16 protein-coding genes and 1 pseudogene are annotated in these 18,349 nt (G+C 49.3%); 13 read left to right on the top strand and 4 right to left on the bottom strand.

Features of this window, described 5'->3' with window-relative positions; genetic code table 11:
* Nucleotides 1–5: 5 nt before the first annotated feature.
* Together gcvT and BMW65_RS19880 are read right to left on the bottom strand one after the other, a co-directional pair.
* Nucleotides 6–1,085: a glycine cleavage system aminomethyltransferase GcvT gene (gcvT, locus tag BMW65_RS19885; protein ID WP_177181242.1), complete on the bottom strand. Its 1,080-nt coding sequence runs from the start codon at nt 1,083–1,085 to the stop codon at nt 6–8.
* A gap of 99 nt (nt 1,086–1,184) precedes the next feature.
* On the bottom strand, nt 1,185–1,526 hold the full coding sequence (locus BMW65_RS19880) for a single-stranded DNA-binding protein (protein ID WP_090608203.1): 342 nt from the start codon (nt 1,524–1,526) through the stop codon (nt 1,185–1,187).
* Nucleotides 1,527–1,545: 19 nt separating this feature from the next.
* Here BMW65_RS19880 and BMW65_RS24720 point away from each other — a divergent pair, with 19 nt between their 5' ends.
* The 12 genes from BMW65_RS24720 (at nt 1,546) to BMW65_RS19825 (ending at nt 16,359) form a co-directional block, all read left to right on the top strand.
* Nucleotides 1,546–1,671, top strand: a complete 126-nt coding sequence (locus tag BMW65_RS24720; protein WP_262497346.1) for a hypothetical protein — start codon at nt 1,546–1,548, stop codon at nt 1,669–1,671.
* A 65-nt stretch (nt 1,672–1,736) separates the two neighbouring features.
* Nucleotides 1,737–2,525: a PhzF family phenazine biosynthesis protein gene (locus BMW65_RS19875; protein ID WP_090608201.1), complete on the top strand. Its 789-nt coding sequence runs from the start codon at nt 1,737–1,739 to the stop codon at nt 2,523–2,525.
* Between the two features lie 43 nt (nt 2,526–2,568).
* The gene (map, locus tag BMW65_RS19870) at nt 2,569–3,333 is read left to right on the top strand and encodes a type I methionyl aminopeptidase (RefSeq protein WP_090608199.1); all 765 of its coding nucleotides are present in this window, start codon (nt 2,569–2,571) and stop codon (nt 3,331–3,333) included.
* A gap of 24 nt (nt 3,334–3,357) precedes the next feature.
* Nucleotides 3,358–4,521 (top strand): DNA polymerase III subunit, encoded by a 1,164-nt coding sequence (locus BMW65_RS19865; protein WP_090608195.1) that lies wholly within the window; start codon nt 3,358–3,360, stop codon nt 4,519–4,521.
* A gap of 64 nt (nt 4,522–4,585) precedes the next feature.
* Entirely contained in the window at nt 4,586–5,896 is a 1,311-nt protein-coding gene (gene ricT, locus BMW65_RS19860; protein WP_245747703.1) for a PSP1 domain-containing protein, read from the top strand.
* A gap of 6 nt (nt 5,897–5,902) precedes the next feature.
* Complete coding sequence (locus BMW65_RS19855; protein ID WP_090608191.1) at nt 5,903–6,376, top strand: gliding motility lipoprotein GldH; 474 nt, start codon at nt 5,903–5,905, stop codon at nt 6,374–6,376.
* A gap of 19 nt (nt 6,377–6,395) precedes the next feature.
* Nucleotides 6,396–6,587 carry a hypothetical protein gene (locus BMW65_RS19850; protein ID WP_090608190.1) on the top strand — a complete coding sequence of 64 codons (192 nt, stop codon included), beginning with the start codon at nt 6,396–6,398 and terminating at the stop codon, nt 6,585–6,587.
* A gap of 167 nt (nt 6,588–6,754) precedes the next feature.
* Nucleotides 6,755–9,778 (top strand): SusC/RagA family TonB-linked outer membrane protein, encoded by a 3,024-nt coding sequence (locus BMW65_RS19845; protein WP_245747702.1) that lies wholly within the window; start codon nt 6,755–6,757, stop codon nt 9,776–9,778.
* A gap of 15 nt (nt 9,779–9,793) precedes the next feature.
* Nucleotides 9,794–11,344: a RagB/SusD family nutrient uptake outer membrane protein gene (locus BMW65_RS19840; RefSeq protein ID WP_090608186.1), complete on the top strand. Its 1,551-nt coding sequence runs from the start codon at nt 9,794–9,796 to the stop codon at nt 11,342–11,344.
* A gap of 189 nt (nt 11,345–11,533) precedes the next feature.
* Nucleotides 11,534–11,884 carry a PadR family transcriptional regulator gene (locus tag BMW65_RS19835; protein WP_090608184.1) on the top strand — a complete coding sequence of 117 codons (351 nt, stop codon included), beginning with the start codon at nt 11,534–11,536 and terminating at the stop codon, nt 11,882–11,884.
* A 62-nt stretch (nt 11,885–11,946) separates the two neighbouring features.
* Nucleotides 11,947–13,599 carry a PspC domain-containing protein gene (locus tag BMW65_RS19830; RefSeq protein ID WP_090608182.1) on the top strand — a complete coding sequence of 551 codons (1,653 nt, stop codon included), beginning with the start codon at nt 11,947–11,949 and terminating at the stop codon, nt 13,597–13,599.
* A gap of 318 nt (nt 13,600–13,917) precedes the next feature.
* Entirely contained in the window at nt 13,918–16,359 is a 2,442-nt protein-coding gene (locus BMW65_RS19825; protein ID WP_090608180.1) for a TonB-dependent receptor, read from the top strand.
* Nucleotides 16,360–16,721: 362 nt separating this feature from the next.
* Here the strand turns inward: BMW65_RS19825 and BMW65_RS23955 are convergent, their stop codons facing one another.
* The gene (locus tag BMW65_RS23955; protein ID WP_143053944.1) at nt 16,722–17,252 is read right to left on the bottom strand and encodes a hypothetical protein; all 531 of its coding nucleotides are present in this window, start codon (nt 17,250–17,252) and stop codon (nt 16,722–16,724) included.
* A gap of 231 nt (nt 17,253–17,483) precedes the next feature.
* On the opposite strand from BMW65_RS23955, the gene BMW65_RS24290 reads away from it, so the two are divergent.
* Nucleotides 17,484–17,654, top strand: coding sequence for a hypothetical protein (locus BMW65_RS24290; protein ID WP_177181230.1), 171 nt, complete (start codon nt 17,484–17,486; stop codon nt 17,652–17,654).
* 127 nt (nt 17,655–17,781) lie between these two features.
* Here BMW65_RS24290 and BMW65_RS19815 read toward each other — a convergent pair.
* A pseudogene (locus BMW65_RS19815) lies at nt 17,782–18,349 on the bottom strand (hypothetical protein); the annotation flags it as partial.

The following is an 18,349-nucleotide window of genomic DNA, read 5'->3' as shown; positions in this document are numbered from 1 at the left end:
AGGGATTATTTGACAAAGGGTGGCTTTGTAACGACGGCTTTGACCCGATTGTTGCGTATCTCGATGTAAATCTCGCTGCCTTCCTTGGCATGGTCAATGGTGACGTAGCCCAATCCGATGGACTTCTTGAGCGTAGGTGATTGGGTGCCCGATGTGACGTGCCCAATGGGGTGTCCCTCGGCATCCACGATGCTATAGCCATGGCGGGCGATGCCACGGTCAATCAGTTCAAACCCGACCAGCTTGTTTTTCAGGCCCGCTTCCTTTTGCGCCTTTAAGCCTTCGGCGTTGACAAAGGGCTTGGTAAACTTGGTTACCCAGCCCAATCCGGCTTCCAACGGTGAAGTGGTATCGTCAATATCATTGCCATACAGGCAGAAGCCCATTTCCAGGCGCAGCGTATCACGCGCACCTAATCCGATGGGTTTGATGCCATAAGGCGCACCGGCTTCAAAGATAGCATCCCACACTGTCTTGGCATGTTCGTTGGCTACATACACTTCGAAGCCGCCTGCCCCTGTATAGCCAGTGGCAGAGACCAGCACATTGTCGATGCCAGCAAAGACGCCTTTTTTGAAAGTATAATATTCCATGGTGGCCAGATCGATATCCGTAAGGCCAGCCAGTGCTTCGGCAGCTTTGGGACCCTGTATGGCAAATAGGGACGTTTCGTCCGAGATGTTTTTCATCGTCACCCCATTGGTGTTGTACTTAGTGATCCAATCCCAGTCTTTCTGGATATTGGATGCATTGACAACCAGGAAATACGTCTTCTCATCGATGCGGTACACGAGGAAGTCGTCTACCACCCCGCCCGTCTCATTGGGGATATAAGCGTATTGTACTTTGCCATCGTAGAGTTTGGATGCGTCATTGGAGCTGATTTGCTGCACCAAATCCAGTGCATGGTCGCCTTTAAGGATAAATTCGCCCATGTGGCTTACATCAAACACGCCCACCCCGTTGCGGACAGTCTCATGTTCGTCATTGATGCCCGAATACTGAACAGGCATGTTGAAACCGGCAAAAGGAACCATCTTGGCTCCCAGGGCCACGTGTACGTCGGTGAGGGCGGTGTTTTTTATCATGGATGCAAGTGTTTTATTTCGGGGCAAAGCTAATGAAACCTGCATGAATTGCCAATCAAAAAAGAATAGAACTATAATTCATGCAGGCGGGTGGCATTACTCCGGCTTGCGGCTGAGCAGCAACACTTCGCTTACGTTGACTTCAGTGACATAGCGCGTGGTGCCCTCCTTATCTACGTACTGGCGGTTGATGAGTTTCCCCTCAATGGCAATCTCCGAGCCCTTGGTCAGGCTCTTCTCGGCAAAGACAGCCTGCCTGCCCCAAAAGACGAGGTTGTGCCATTGGGTATCGGAGACCCACTCGCCCTGGCTGTTGCGGTACCGCTCATTGGTCGCAATGGAAACGCGGGCAAAGTTTCTGTTGTTGCCAAAGGTCTTTACTTCAGGGTTGCTACCTAAGAATCCCGTGAGGCGCACACTGTTTTTTAACGTGTTCATGGTGTGTTGATTTAATTAAATGAAACAAGCGATTAACGAACGATGGGTTTCCTTAGCCATCGACATTGCAAAGGTGGGATTACAGGAAGCGATTAGCCGGATGATAAACGGGTATAATCGATTATATCCGTTTAAAAACGGCTGACGCGCAGCATCGCGAATTATGCCTATATTTGTTTCGTTAGCTTAAAAAAAACGCTTGGCAAAGAAATGACCATAAAGCTCTATCAAATCGACGCGTTTACCGATCGTGTATTTTCCGGAAACCCCGCCGCGGTATGTCCACTGGACGCGTGGCTGGACGATACGCTCATGCAGCAAATCGCCATGGAGAACAACCTGGCCGAGACGGCTTTCTATGTAAAGCGGGACGACGAATACGATATCCGGTGGTTTACGCCTACGGTGGAGGTCGATCTATGCGGCCATGCGACCCTGGCTTCGGCCTTTGTGCTGTTCAACCACGAAGGTTACGAAGCGGACACCATCCGCTTCCACTCGCCCCGCAGCGGACCGCTCATCGTGAAGCGTGAGGGCGAATACCTCACCTTGAATTTCCCGACGGATGTAATAGCGCCCGTCCCGCTTACCGTTGAGCTGGCGGCATCTTTTGATGGGACACCCCTGGCGGCCTATAAAGGGAAAACAGACTACCTGCTGATCTTCGAAAGCGAAGCCCATATCCAATCGGCCAAGCCAGATCTGGCGCGGATAGCACAGTTGGCCGCGCGGGGCGTGATCATTACAGCTCCGGGCAATGAAGTAGATTTCGTATCCCGCTTCTTTGGCCCGCAATCCGGAGTTGATGAAGATCCCGTGACAGGTTCTGCGCATACCACACTCATCCCTTATTGGGCCGGCAAATTGGGTAAAAACGAACTGACTGCCCGGCAGCTTTCGGTGCGTGGTGGATACCTCCAATGCAGCTACTTGGGCGATAGGGTGGCGATCAGCGGGCAGGCGAAGCGATACCTCACGGGCGAAATCCATGTGGCGTAGTCCTGTTTTTTAGTATCTTTGTGAAATTTGGAAGGATAAAACAATGTCAATCACGAGTGAATCCGAGTGGATTGGAATGCAGCAAGTCAGCGAGGTGGTCGCCACGACGCTGAGGGAGATGCGCGAATATGCCCAGCCCGGCATGACCACCAAGCAACTGGACGATTTTGGGAGGCAGCTCCTGGAGGCACATGGGGCAACGCCGGCACCGACGCTGACCTACGGGTTTCCGGGATGCACCTGCATCAGCCTGAACGGCGAGATTGCACATGGTATACCTGACCCCCGCCGCGTCATGCAGGAGGGCGATTTGGTGAATATCGACGTGTCGGCCATGCTTGAGGGCTATTGGGCCGATAATGGCGGTTCGTTTGTCCTTGGGCAGGATATCCATGGGCACCAACGATTGGTCGATGCTTCCAGGCGCATTCTGCAAAAGGCCGTTGCCCATATCCGGGGCGGTGTGCGCATTGCCGACGTCGGCCGGTTGATTGAAACGGAAGCAAAAAAATCCGGCTATACCGTTATTAAAAATCTTACGGGCCACGGCGTGGGCAGAAACCTGCATGAAGAACCCCATGAAATCGCCAACTACTACGATCGGTTTAACCGTGAGCGGTTCAGGAAAAATACGGTGGTGGCCATCGAAACGTTTATCTCGAGCCGATCCACGTTTGCCCGTACCACAGGCGATGGCTGGACGTTGGTGGGTGATAAAGGCGGTTTCGTGGCACAGCATGAGCATACCATCGTCGTCACAGACGGTAGTCCTATTGTCCTGACCACCATGAATGAAATCGGAAACTGACAGGAGGAAAGGCTTAGATACGGGATGCTATTCAACGAGATTATTGGACAGGCGGCAATTAAACGAAGCCTCATCAACACCGTAAAAGAAAACCGGGTGAGCCATGCGCAACTTTTCCTCGGTCCCGAAGGTAGTGGAAGCTTGGCCCTGGCGGTGGCATATGCGCAATACATCAATTGCGAAAATAAGCAACCCGACGATAGTTGTGGCGAATGTGCATCATGCCGCAAATACAACAAACTCATCCACCCCGACTTGCATTTTTCGTATCCCTTCTTTGCCAAGCATAAGGAAGATACGGCGGCGACATATGCCGAGGAATGGCGGAAAGCCTTTTTAGATAATCCGTACCTCGGTCTCGATCATTGGCGCAGCCAGCTCGATGCGGAAAATAAACAAGCAAACATCAACATCGCCGAGGCGCATCACATCATTAAGAAGCTAAGTTTAAAGGCTTATGAGGCCGAATATAAAGTGCTGATTATGTGGCTGCCGGAATACCTCGATACGCAGGGCAATGCCTTGCTGAAACTCATCGAAGAACCCCCGGCAAAGACGCTTTTCCTGCTGGTGGCCGAGCAACAGGACAAAATATTGAATACCATCATCTCGCGCACACAACTGGTAAAGATAAGCCGCCTTACCGATGCGGATATTCGTGCGTACTTGGTGGATGGTAAACAACTGAACACGCATCAAGCCGACGAAATCGCATTCATCAGTAATGGCAACGTACAGCAAGCCCTCAACCTATTGGGGGAAGATACTACCGGTCATTTTGATTTGATGATTCGCTGGCTCCGCTATTGCGTAACAGACGCTGGCCAGTCGCTGATCAAAACCTGTGAAGAGGAATTATCAAAATTGGGACGTGAAAACCAAAAAAGTTTCTTACTTTACGCCATTAATATGATGCGGCAGGTGGTGTTGCTGAAGGAAGGGATGCACCAATTGGTGCACCTGCCCGGATCAGAATTGGATTTTGCGCAAAAATTCAGCAAGCATTACCAACTGACGCAAATCGAGCAGGCCATCGGCCTGTTTGAGGAGGCGTACTATCATATTGAACGCAATGCGAATCCGAAAATATTATTTTTAGATTTATCTTTGCAGCTGGTTTTAATTTATAAATATCAAACGTTCCGCCAATTGGCGGACTCAACATATAGCGATAACTATGGGATGTAGCAGCTGCTCATCCGGCGGAGGGTGTGGAAGCACACCGGCAGGTTGCCAGAATAATGGCGCTTGCATGACGAGCGGATGTAATAAATTGGATGTATACGATTGGCTGGCCCACATGGACATGCCAACAAACTATAAACCCTTCGACGTTGTGGAGGTGCGGTTTAAAGGATCGCGGAAAGATTTTTATATCAACCACGAAAACCTGTACCTCGAAATGGGCGAAATGGTGGCCGTGGAGCCCAGCACCGGCGGATATGACATCGGCCATATATCGATGACCGGCGAATTGGTGCGGCTGCAATTGAAGAAAAATAACGTAGACCCTGCCAGTGTGACCAAAAAGGTGTACCGTAAGGTGACCGACATCGATATCAAAAAATGGCAGGCTGCCAAAGATCTGGAATGGGAGACCATGCACCGCGCACGTAAACTGGCACTGGACTTGGGATTGTCCATGAAAATCAGCGACGTGGATTACCAGGGCGATAAATCCAAGGCTACGTTTTATTATACGGCCGACGGCCGGGTAGATTTCCGCGAACTCATTAAGCGCATGGCAGAAGCTTTCCGTATCCGCATTGAGATGCGGCAAATCGGCATGCGCCAGGAGGCCAGCAGGCTTGGCGGCATTGGCTCTTGCGGTAGGGAGCTATGCTGCTCTACATGGCTCACCGACTTCAAGACCGTATCCACCTCAGCTGCGCGCTACCAGAACCTTTCGCTCAACACGCTGAAACTTGCCGGGCAATGCGGAAAGCTGAAATGCTGCCTCAACTACGAGCTGGATAGCTACATGGATGCCTTAAAGGATATCCCCAATAATATTGAACGGATAGAAACCCAGCGGGGGGTGGCTTTCCTCCAAAAGACGGACATTTTCAAGAAACTGATGTGGTTTAGCTACCCCGGTGAGGAAAATTGGATCCCCCTCACGACCGATAGGGTGAGAGAAATCCACCACTTGAATAAAGAGGGAGTAAAACCGGAAGACATCGGCGCCGTCGTCATGGAGGCCGTGGCCGAGAAGGTGGTAAACTATGACTATGAAAATGTAGTGGGCCAGGATAGCCTGACACGCCTGGATGACCGGAACAAGAAAAAGCGCAAGCAGACCAAAGGCAAACGTAAACCTGAGGGGAAAAAACCGAAGCCAGGGCCCGAGCAACAACGGCAGGAACAGCAAAAGCCAGACAAGCCAGAAGGCCGGAGCAAGCCGGAAACCCGTAAAGAACCAGTGAAAAAGCAAGTAACTGCAGAAAATAAAACGCCGGAAAATAAAACGCAAGAAGGGAAGCCTGCCAAGCCGAAAAAACGCTTCCGGGGCAATAGAAAAGGAAAACCAGGGGGGCAGCAACAAAATGGCCCAGCCAGCTAACGGAAGATGCGTAGTCAGCTGACCATATGGATCGGATTTTTTGGCGTGGCAATGCTCACTACGTCTTGTACGGACACGGCAGTGCTGGATCAAAACGTCCCCATTGCCAATCATACCTGGCATTATGACGACCAGCCTAAGTTGACTGCACATATCATGGACGCCGGTAGGCCCTATAATGTTTACCTCAATCTCCGGCATACGCCGGACTATAAGTATTCCAATATTTTTATACTGCTGCACCAGCACCATCCGGACGGAAGTGATACTACCGAACGATTCGAATTGCGCCTTGCTGAACCCGACGGCCGTTGGCTGGGCAGTGGCGGCGGAAGCCTGTACACACACCAGCAGCTCATCAAGGAGTCCGTCCGGTTTCCGGATACGGGCAGCTATGTGTTTATCATTGAGCAAAATATGCGCGAAAATCCCCTTCGTGAAGTTGCTGATGTGGGTATTCGGATTGCACCGCTGGAATAATAATGTATTGCAATAGGACATGAACAAATTACAGCGAATCATCACCCACCCGTATTTTAGCTACCTTTATGTTTTTGTCGTGGTCTTCTGCATCATTGCCTTGCTGGTGTTGCCCCAAGGACACCCGCTGATCACCTGTGCCGTATCCATCGGACTTATCCTATTTGTCGTGCACCGCTACCGGAAATACCTATTAAAAAACCGGGACTAAGCGGTCGCCGAAAAAAAATACCTCCCCCCAGAAAACAATATCTTCCAGTAGTTGTTCTTGTGTCAGCTATATAGCGCGCTATGCGTTTAAGTGGCCTTTTCCAATTATAACTTATAACGAACCACACATGATGGCTTGCCAATTAATTATCAAACACACAATAAATTATGAACACATTTCCATTAACAATTCGACAATTAGGCGTCGGCATGGCCCTGCTGTGTCTGACGTTGTCATGCCCTACCCTCGGGCATGCCCAAACAGGGGGTATCCAAGGAAAAGTCGTTGATGAAAACAGCAACCCCTTGGCGGGCGCATCGGTTATGATCAAGGAGCTGGACAGGCAGGCGGCCACCAACGCCGAAGGGCTCTACTCCTTTACGAATGTCCCGCAGGGGACATACACCTTATCCGCGTCATTTATCGGATACCAGACTGCCGAGCGCAGCGTGACGCTCTCAAGTGCGGAGCAACTGGTGGATTTCAGCTTGGTATCCAGTGGCGAAAGCCTGGACGAAGTGGTGGTCATCGGCTATGGTACAGCGCGTAAGCGGGATCTTACCGGATCGGTGGCGTCCGTGCAGGCCAAGGATTTTAATAAAGGTGTAATCGTTGCCCCGGACCAATTGATACAGGGGCGTACAGCAGGGGTCATGGTCATCAACAATACAGGGCAACCTGGCGGATCCACTACCGTTCGGATCCGGGGAAATTCATCCATCCGTGCTGGAAATAATCCGTTGTTTGTGGTGGATGGCATCCCCTTGTCTGGCACTTCTGCACGCTCCGGACGTCCGGATGGTGTTGGAGGTTATGGGTCGGATGGCGGCAACCCGCTCAGCTACCTCAACCCCAATGACATCGCCAGCATGGACATCTTGAAAGACGCATCGGCCACAGCGATCTACGGCTCCCGGGGCGCCAACGGTGTGGTACTCATCACCACCAAACGCGGGCAGGCTGGTACACCAACGCTAAACGTGATGGCGTCGACTGGATTTTCCAATCTGTTGAAAAAACCTGAAGTGTTGAGCGCGGATGAGTTCAGGCAGGCATTACAGTTTTACACACCGGACGACGTTTCCTCGGATTTCGGGGGTAGCGAATATGCGTTTGATGCCATCACCCGATCGGCGATTACACAAAACTACTCGGTGGATATCTCCGGCGGCAATGAAGACGGCCGGTACCGCATTTCGGCCGGTTATTTGGACCAGAATGGTATCATTGAGACGTCGCGGTTCAAAAAGTACACCGCCAATGTGAGCAGTAATTTCAGGTTTCTGGAGAGCAAACGCTTGGGACTTGATATTAATATCCTGGCGGCGCAGACTGACGAAAACGCCCCGCCTATCGATGTGGGCGTAGGTTTTACGGGTAATGTAATTTCCCAGGCGTTGCAATGGAACCCTACACTCCCGTTGCGAGGAAGCGATGGTGAGCTGGCTTTTCAATCGTCCGACCTGATCAATCCACTGACCTCGTTGGCCGCTTATAAGGACAATCCGAAAGTCAACACGATTTTAGCCAGCTTTGCTCCATCCTTCAAGATTACCGATGAATTGGAATACAAACTGATGTACAGCCTCACCCACCAAGCGGGACGGCGAACGGGGCGTTTTATCGCAGGGATGATCAATCCGAACGACGTCAACAACGGTGGCGCATTCATCCGCAACGATGCCGAAACCAATCACCAATTGACACATACGCTGTCGTTTAATAAAGATATAGCGGCTGACTTAAACCTGAATGCTGTTGTGGGATATGAGTACCTGAGCTATGATACCCGATGGAATTCAGTAAGCGCAAGTGGTTTTTCTGATTTGGGAGATATTGATTATTTTGACTATTTGCGGTATTCCATTGCCAACAATAGGGACGTTAGATCCTTTAGAAGCCCCACTAATGAACTCCAATCGTACTTTGCCCGGGTAGCCTTCAACTATCAGGATCGATACCTGATTACCGGGACCATTCGTAGGGATGGATCCACCAAATTTGGTGAAAACAACAAATACGCCAACTTCCCATCGCTTGCCGTTGCATGGAATATCTCCAACGAGTCGTTTCTGGAAGGCAGCCAGCACCTCAACAACCTCAAGCTGCGGCTGGGGTGGGGGCAGACTGGTAACCAGGAGTTCCCCTCGGGTGCTTCAAAAGACCGCTATATATTCGATCCGCAGAGTATCGTGCAAGCCAATTTCGGCAATCCTGACCTCCGGTGGGAAAGCTCGTCTACCATCAATGCGGGTATCGATTTCGGGCTATTCCAAAATAGGCTCTCCGGCTCGATTGATTATTTCCGAAAAACAACTACGGATGCCCTGTTTGAACAGACTCTTGCCCAGCCTGCGCCCAGCGGCCGGATATGGGTGAATCTGGATGGCGAAATCATCAATGAAGGGGTGGAGCTGGCACTGGCAGGCGATATCGTACGGCGCGAGGACTGGAACTGGAACCTCGGGGTGAACGCTACTTACCTCAAGAATGAGGTAAGTGGTCTCCTGGGCTATTATGAAACTGCCCAACTCCGCGGGCAAGGGTTTTCGGGTGTACTGGGGCAGCGGATGGTGAGCGGGCAACCCCTCAACGTATGGTATTTGGCCCAGTTCGAGGGTATTGATCCGACAACGGGAACCAGCATGTACCGAGGGCTCGATGGGGAAGTGGGCACGGATGTTGACCCCGCACTAAACAAATTTTACCTCGGTAGCCCCAACCCCAAATACCTGTTGGGCATCACCACCGCTGTCAGCTACAAACGGTTGTCGGCCACCATCAACATGCACGGTGCGTTTGGCCACTACCTGTTCAACAATACCATGGCCACGGTACTGGGCGTAAATAACCTATCGAACCGGAATATCGGTCATATATTCTTTGACCCGCAGGCGGGCGAGTCTACGTCCAATTCAGCATCGCCATCCAATCGGTATCTTGAAAAGGGGGATTTCCTTAAAATGTCAAACCTTACACTGAGTTATAATGTGGGCAACATCGGAAGCACCATTAGAAACCTGAATGTGTCCCTTACCGGCCAGAATTTATTTGTCCTTACGGGTTACAACGGCTTTGACCCGGAAGTGAATACAGACGGAACATCTAATGGGGTGCCTTCCTTGGGGATTGAATATATCCCCTATCCACCTGCCAGGACGTTTCTTTTAGGTGTTAATTTCTCATTGTAGCAAAAACTTGGAATCATGAACACAATTAAAATATATCGTACCATTTTCTTGGTTATTGCGGGATTGGCAATTTCTTGTACCAACTTGGACGAGCAGCTCCGGAGCGAGCTGGAGCAAGGCGTGTCAACCGTGAATACGGCAGATTTGTTGATTGGTGCCTACACGGCGCTGAATGAACCCTATCAGCAGGAACAACGCTGGGTATTGGAAGAGATCTCAACGGATGCTGCCATCGCTCCTACCCGTGGGGGCGACTGGGATGACAACGGGATACACCGCGCTATCCACCTCCATACGTGGAATGCCGATAATTCGTATATGAACAACACGTTTGTTCGCCTGTTGACAGCCGTTTTCCAAGCGTCCAATGTACTGCGCAACAATCCATCGGCACAGCAAGCAGCAGAGGCACGGTTTATCCGGGCACTTGCCATGTATGATGTGTTGAATTTTTGGGGTGTGGTGCCCTATCGGGAAGATTTGGAAGATTTCCGTGCAGATCCCATCACCCTCCAAACGCAGGAGGCTATCGATTTTATTGCCAGTGAATTAAATGCAATTATAAGCGATTTGCCGAGCACCGGCGCGGCCTATGTCGCTAACCAAAATGCAGCAAGGACCTTGTTGATGAAGCTGCACCTGAACAAGGGCGCGTTCCTTAACCGGCAGAGCCCTACCTTTGAGGCAGCCGATATGAACCTTGTGATTGAGCTGGCCAACCAGGTTGAAGCCAGCAATCGATACACCATCTCGGCCCCGGGCCGGTACTTCGATAATTTTGCGCCAAACAACGATGCCGTATCCTCCGAAAACATCTTTACGCTATACAACGAGAATGGGGTGCGGGGCGGCAACGTAGACCGCACGTGGAATACCGTTTCCCATTACAACGTGGTGCCGGGCGGGTGGAACGGCTGGTGTACCCTTTCGGATTACTATGATCTGTATGAGGAAGGCGACGAACGCCTGGGCATTTATTACGAATATCCGGCGGATACGATGCGTAATCCCGATCAGCGGAAAAACGTAGGCTTCTTCATTGGGCAACAATACAACATGACTACCGGCCAGCCATTGAACGCACGAAACCCATCCAGCCAGCCGCTGTCTTACACGCGCGAGATTACCATCCGCACGTCAGGCAATACGTTGGAGACCGCAGGCATCCGTGTCATGAAATACGCGTTCGACTATAGTGTGCCTTCTGGACAACGCAATAACGACTGGGTAGTCTTTCGGTATGCGGACGTCTTACTGATGAAAGCCGAAGCGATATTGCGTGGTGGCACAGGTACTCCTGCTGAGGCGCTTGCTTTGGTCAATACCATACGGACCAATCGCGGTGTAGCCCCTTTCGCGACGCTCACGTTAGATGATTTAATCGATGAGCGTGGTCGTGAGCTTTACTGGGAGGGTTGGAGAAGACAAGATTTGATACGCTTTGGCAAGTTCCTGGAGCCGGGGCAGGTGAGGACGACCCTTTCGGAACCTCATCATTTAGTATACCCACTTCCCAGCCAGCAGATAGCGGTCAATCCCAACCTGGAGCAGAATCCGGGATATTGACAAAGGAGTAAGGAACAAAGAATAAGTATAGGCTGCCCCACTGGTATGGAGCTGCTCCACACCAGTGGGGCAGCTTTTCTTATGTTTTTTATCGGGTTGTTAATTTTTTATCACTGATTAACAAGTGTTTATGATTTTATATACTACTATGTATTGCATAGTACAAACTAAAACATATATCTTTGTATTATGATAGTAGATAACACGCAGACCCAAATGAGGAAAGGGATACTTGAATACTGTATCCTCTCGATTATCTCGCGGGGCGAGATATATGCCTCAGACATCATCGGCGAGCTTAAAAAAGCCCGCCTGCTGGTGGTGGAGGGCACCTTATATCCGTTGCTTACACGGCTTAAAAATAATGGTTTATTGAGTTACGCATGGAAAGAATCAACGTCCGGCCCGCCCCGTAAGTATTACCAGATTACTCCGGCAGGGCTGGAGGTACTCGGCAAATTGGATACGACTTGGGAAGAGCTGGTCTTCGCCGTACAGACGTCTATGGAAGGCCGGAAGACGTCAGACACTGGGCAGTAGATGTTAGACAAGAGACTAGAGACAACAGACATTAGATATCAGATAATAAAAACCACAAGAAAATGAACAGAACTATCATCATCAATATAAACGGCATCGTATTTCACATCGAGGAGGATGCTTACGAAGTGCTCCGCTCGTATATGATAGATGTGAAGAAACACTTTGGACATACGATAGACAGCCATGAAATCGTGGGCGACATCGAAAACCGGATTGCCGAAATGTTCAATGAGCGGATTGTCCAGGGTAAAAAGGAAGTCATCACCATGGAGGATGTGAATGACGTCATCGCTCAGATGGGGCGTGTGAGCGATTTTGAGACTGGCGAGCCACAAGAGGCATATGACGAAGCATCGTACGATATCCCGCCAACGAGTGGACAGCGGAAATTAATGCGTGATCCGGACGACAAAGTGTTTGGCGGGGTGTGTAGCGGCTTGGGGCATTACTTCGGTATCGAGTCCCGTTGGATACGGCTTATCTTGGTGCTGCTGTTCGTCTTCGGAGGTACCGGTCTCCTGCTCTATATTATCCTGTGGATAGTGATGCCCATTGCCCGCACACGTGCAGACCGGATGGCGATGCGGGGAGAAGCGCCTAATTTGCAGAATTTCAAACGCAGCTTCCAAGAGGAAATGGAGGGCCTCCGGACAAATTTTACCGGGGCCGAGGAAGGGCTTAGAAGAGGCTTGGACTCGGCCGGCAATTTTTTTGTAAAGGCATTTGTCGTATTGGCTAAGGTAATCGGCGTGTTATTCATCGTCGGCCTATGCGGTGGTTTAGTGGTACTGGTCATCAGTATTGTGGCTTCCTTCGGGTTTTTCGGGGCGGACGCCGATATGGCCATGTTTCCGCTGAATGTCATTGAGCCGGACTCTCGGAATCCCGTATTGATTAGCGCCTTGGTAGTGGCAGTGATTCCATTCGTCGCACTGGTAGCATTGATCATCCGCATCTTGTTTAACAGACCTGCAATGGGCCAGTATACCGGATTTATCTTGTTGGCGGCCTGGTTGGTAGCGGCGGGATTTACTACCGTATATGCTACGCGCACCATCAATGACTTCCGGGAGGAGAGCACGGTAGTGGAAGAACAGCCGCTGGAAAAGCAGCCGGTTTATTACTTATCCAGAAACGACCTCACCGTCATCCGGCTCCAAAACGATTCGTTGGATAGAGCCTCGCGCATCCGGCACCGCGCAACCATCCGCAACCGCAACATCTTGGAATGGCAAAGCCGCATGCGTATGCGTATTGTGAAGGTGGATTCGCTCCAAAGCCCATCGGTCACGTATGAATATATGGCGCGGGGTGCAACCTACGAGCTGGCTGCCGAACGCGCCGGTAAAATCGACTACCACTTCCAGCAACAGGGAGATAGCTTGATATTCGACAGCCATTTTAATATCGCTGCTCAGGAATTGATGCGCGACCAGCAGCTTTACCTCAAATTGAATATACCCGTGGGTACCAAACTCATTATCGATAGGGAACTGCGCCGCCAAATCTCGGACTTGCCGCTCAACCAGTGTGAAGCGAATTACGGATACACGGATGGAAATATACCCGATAAAACGGAATGGATAATGACCGAGTCTGGTTTGAAATGCGGCATCGCACCACCGGCACCGGCTGTGGAAGAAAGTCCGGGGGCTGTAGATACCGTACGTGCAGATAGCGTAATTGTAGATACGGCGGCGACAAATCCATGATCGGATACACATTCGTCACAGCAAAGGTGCAATTCGTCAACATTGTTTGGTGACAACGGACAGAATGAGCTTTTTTGTGTCAGAAAATCAAATATAACAATGATTTTAAAAAATTAATTAACACGTTATGCAACTTTTTGTCCCCTTGTTGCGTCATATGAACAAAAAAAGACAGATGATATGATCAGCGCATAGGAAATTACAAAAAAGAACCAAACAACACTAACAAACAAACTCACATAAACGATCAGATTTTCAGTTGATTAAAAAGCTGCGGGCTTTTTAATAAGGGGGGATTTTGTCGGCAATAAAACAAGAATGAAGAATTTTCGACATATTTTTATAACACTTATCATTACCACATTATGGGCCGTGGCGGCACACGCGCAGCAGGTCTCTATTACCGGCAAGGTCGTCGATGAGCAACATGCGCCGCTGGACTTGGCCACGATTAATCTATTAAACGCAAAAGATTCGGCATTGGTAAAAACAGTCTTCCCGGATAGCCAGGGAAGCTTTACGTTTGCCGGCGTGCAACACGGAAAATATTTCATTACGGCTGTCTTGGTGGGATATGACGATGCGACGAGCGAAATTGTGGAGATAACATCGGCAACGGCTACAAAAAATCTTGCCCCATTGGTACTGAAAAATGCCAATACGGTATTGGCCGAGGTGGCGGTGACGGCTCCGCAGCGTCCATTGGTGGAACGGAGGCCCGACATGATGGTGGTCAACGTGGAAAACTCCACCTTGGCGGCAGGCAACACGGCTATGGATATCCTGGAGCGTTCCCCGGGTGTGACGGTAGACAAGGATGATAACATCAGTTTGATGGGGAAGCAGGGCGTCACCGTGATGATCGACGGCAAGCAGACCTACCTGTCTGCCGAGCAGCTGGCCAACTTCCTGCGCAACACCGATGGCAATACCATCAAATCCATTGAGTTGATCACCAATCCGTCTTCCAAATATGATGCCTCCGGTACGGCGGGGATGATCAACATCGTGCTCAAAAAAAACCGGATGGCCGGTACAAACGGCACATTCACCGCTGGCACGGGCTACGGATTCGGCCACAAGGCAAATACTTCGCTGAACATTAACCACAAGGTAGACCGCCTCAATCTGTTCGGTACGTATAGTTACATGAACAACCGGGGTGGCAATGAGATCGATATTTTCCGCTCGATTGTACAACAAGAGAGCAATACCGATTTCCAGCAATATACAGACTTTAACCGTAGGAACAGGAACCACTCGTACCGTGCCGGGGCAGACTACAATACGTCCGACCGCAACGTGGTGGGGCTTTTATTGAGCGGCTATGCAAGCGGCAACGACAATAACAACGCCAGCAATACGCTGATAGGCCGTACTATCCTGTCGCCAGACTCTACGCTATTTACATCCTCCGTGTTTGATGGAAGCTATACCAGTTTTGCCGTCAATGCAAACAACCAGTTTACCATCGACAGCAACGGAAGGAAATTGGTGGCCGACGTGGATATATCGCGTTTTTCAAACCGGAATAATGCGGATTACAACAATACGTTTTACCTTCCATCGGGCGATATAAAGGGGCAGCCCCTGCTATCGCGCAGCAATATGCCCACCCTAATCGATATCCGTGTGGCCAAGGTAGACTACACCCATCCTTTCGGGAAGGATAATAAAAATAAAATAGAAACCGGTCTAAAGTACAGCAACGTATCGTCAGACAACGATATGCGGTTTGAAAACCAGGTGGAAGGTGCTTGGCAAAATGACGCGGGGCGCACCAACCATTTCCTGTATGAAGAACAGGTCGCCGCGGCCTATGTAAACTACAGCACCAAAGTAGGTAAATTGGGCATCCAAGCGGGATTGCGAAGCGAATATACCATATCCGATGGCAATTCGATAACGATGGCCAACCGGATCAAACGGGATTACCTCAATTTTTTCCCGAGCGTATTCCTCAACTACAACATCTCAGACAATCACCAGACGGGCTTGTCGTACAGCAAACGGATTAATCGGCCGAATTACGGGAACCTTAATCCGTTTGAATATTTCCTTGACCAGTATACCTCCGAGCAAGGCAATCCCTACTTGAGGCCTGAATATACGCATGCATTCGATTTTTCCTATACGCTCATGCAGCAATACCATTTGAGTGCGGGATATAGCCGCACCAATGACGTGATTGCCGAGTCGATGGGGCAAGATAATGCGACCAAACGGACGTGGGTGACACGGGCAAACCTGGCCAAGCAGGAAATATGGTATGGCAATCTGAACGTACCCGTGAAAGTGGCCAAATTTTGGAATACCAATACCAATTTGAATGCCTTCTATATGGGCTTCGACGGGCCGTTGGGTGGCCAGCACCTCAGCCAAGGGCAATTCGCTTGGCAATTGAGAAGCAACCATACCTTCACCATCCTGCCTACCCTCACGGCGGAGGCTTCCGTCAATTACCAGTCGTCACTGGTTTACAGCATCTACCGCATTGGATCGCAATGGTCCATCGATGCGGGGCTGAACAAATCCCTCTATAACAAAAAAGCAAATTTGAAGCTCTCGGTGAGCGATGTCTTTGATACGCGTTTGCAGGATGTACGTACGCAGTACGCCAATTTGAATACGATTATCAGTCAGAAGAACGAAACAAGGGTTGCGCGGCTTACCTTCACCTACAACTTTGGTAACATGAAAAACGGCGCCCGCCGTAATGATACACAGAGTGAGGAAAAAAGCCGTATAAATATGCCTTAGTGTGTTTGGGCATATAAATTTGTGGTTCGACCGCCGCTGATGTGAATCGGCGGCGGTTTTTTGTTTTGGCATGCTTTTGACGGCGGAAGAAACCTCCGCAGGCTGAGGACATGGGTTTTCTATCCTCTGTAGTCGCTTCATGTTTTTGACCAAATCCGAAACAGCTTTGACAAGAGTTCTCTCCGTCCAACATGTCCAGCATGATGTATTTTTTCTCTTGCCACACGGCACCGGGCCCAATTCCACAGCACCGGCCAATAAGCAGCCATTTTAGTATGATATTCATTATCATTCAATTAGTCATCACATAGTTTTCGGCAGTTTATCATTAAGCAGTGGAACCACCATAGAGCTAATCTTTTTCAGATATTATAGTGAAACGTAAATAGCAGCTTCGCATAGGTGATCAGTATGCTATGGTATGGATTTCTTGCGCTGAGCTCTTCAATTACCGTATTCAGCGTCTGGCTGTCCAACCAGGGAAACTTTTGCGGCATGCAGGTTTCGTATACGTTATCGCAAAATTCATTTTCGCCGTTATTTATAAAGATAAGGTCACCATACACATACCGGTCACCAATTTTGGTCAATGACATGCGATATACGGCAAAAAACCCAAAGATGCTTATCAGGAAAACATACCGCTCATCACTCTGCCCTTTCGTTACTAAAAAACGTAAACATCGTTCTCCAAGATAGAACTGCGACCAGTCAATTAATTCCCAGTCTAGAAAATGTAGACTGAAACACTCCTTAAATGTGGCTGAGAAATTGGGATAACTTGTTTGGAAATCTGCTATTTGCTGAAGGATTAGACTCCGCTTTGCGGAATCCATTTCATATATATAATCGCGGTCGAAGTAATCATTGACTATCTTTTTTAGCTCAGTCATCGCACACTATTGGCAGTTTGTTGAGGAAATAGGGTTTGTTGGAGTGACTCCTGTTGCATTAAAACTGGGGGTTATTCTCGCCCCTGGAATTATCGCTTCTAAATGAATTTTAGCTAACTTGGCAAATGTCATGCCGAACATACCGCTCGCGTACAGAACACAACTCCAGGCCGCGAAATCCGTTAATCGCAGAGTCATGCTTCAAAGCGGGTTATATACAACAAGGCCGTATTGGACTATGCGATAAACGAAGTTTCCAAAGAAATTGGATTGAAGAAAGATTTTTCTTTTGTTAAGAATCTAATCGAAGGCACTAATTTTAGTGATGAAAAAATTGCTGATTTGGCTTCCGTCTCTTTAGAGTTTGTAAATAAGGTGAAATCTGAAATACAGGCTAAATAATTTAATGCTAACGTCTCTATCAATTCCTCAATTCAGTCTATAAGCGATGAATTTTTTTAATATCAGCTTCGGAATACCTAATATGCAGCCGCTGTTGACAATCTTATAGGATGGTAGGTTGATATCTTTATTTTAACTCTTCGGCCAGCATCACTTTTTCTTCCAGCACGTTTTGCCATAGCTCGTCCCTGGTTTTGGTATGGCGGTCTCGCCCCTTTTCGATGAAGCCCCAATTCTCCTCAAACAGGAAATAGAAATCGTAAGAGCCGCCAACGATTCCCTTATCCGGGATATAAACAAACCTATCAATGCCCCGGTGGAGATTATAACCATCTTGGGTGCTCCAATCGGTAAACGTCCAAAACTGGTAGGCCGATTCCCCATTGTTCTCAAATTTTTTGGACAGGTATTCCCGCTGGAGCAGCCATCGATTTGGCATCAACGTGGTCTCGATGCGGAGATCAAGCGGAAAAGGCCAATGGCTGGGTAGGTTCAATCCTTTCCAATAAACATCAGCCATCCCTTGAATACTCAAGGTGTCTTGTCCAATATTGATGGTTCCATAAGGTATATTAAATAAAGGTGGATAGGTGTCAGTGAAGAAAAACTCGGCCAGGCAATGATTGCTCTTGAAATACTTACCGTCTTCTGTTTTCACCAAACTATACTGCATCGTTTTCTTATCCGCACTGCTT

Source organism: Parapedobacter koreensis, from assembly GCF_900109365.1.
GTDB classification, from domain to species: domain Bacteria; phylum Bacteroidota; class Bacteroidia; order Sphingobacteriales; family Sphingobacteriaceae; genus Parapedobacter; species Parapedobacter koreensis.
This window is presented reverse-complemented; position numbering and strand designations above follow the sequence as displayed.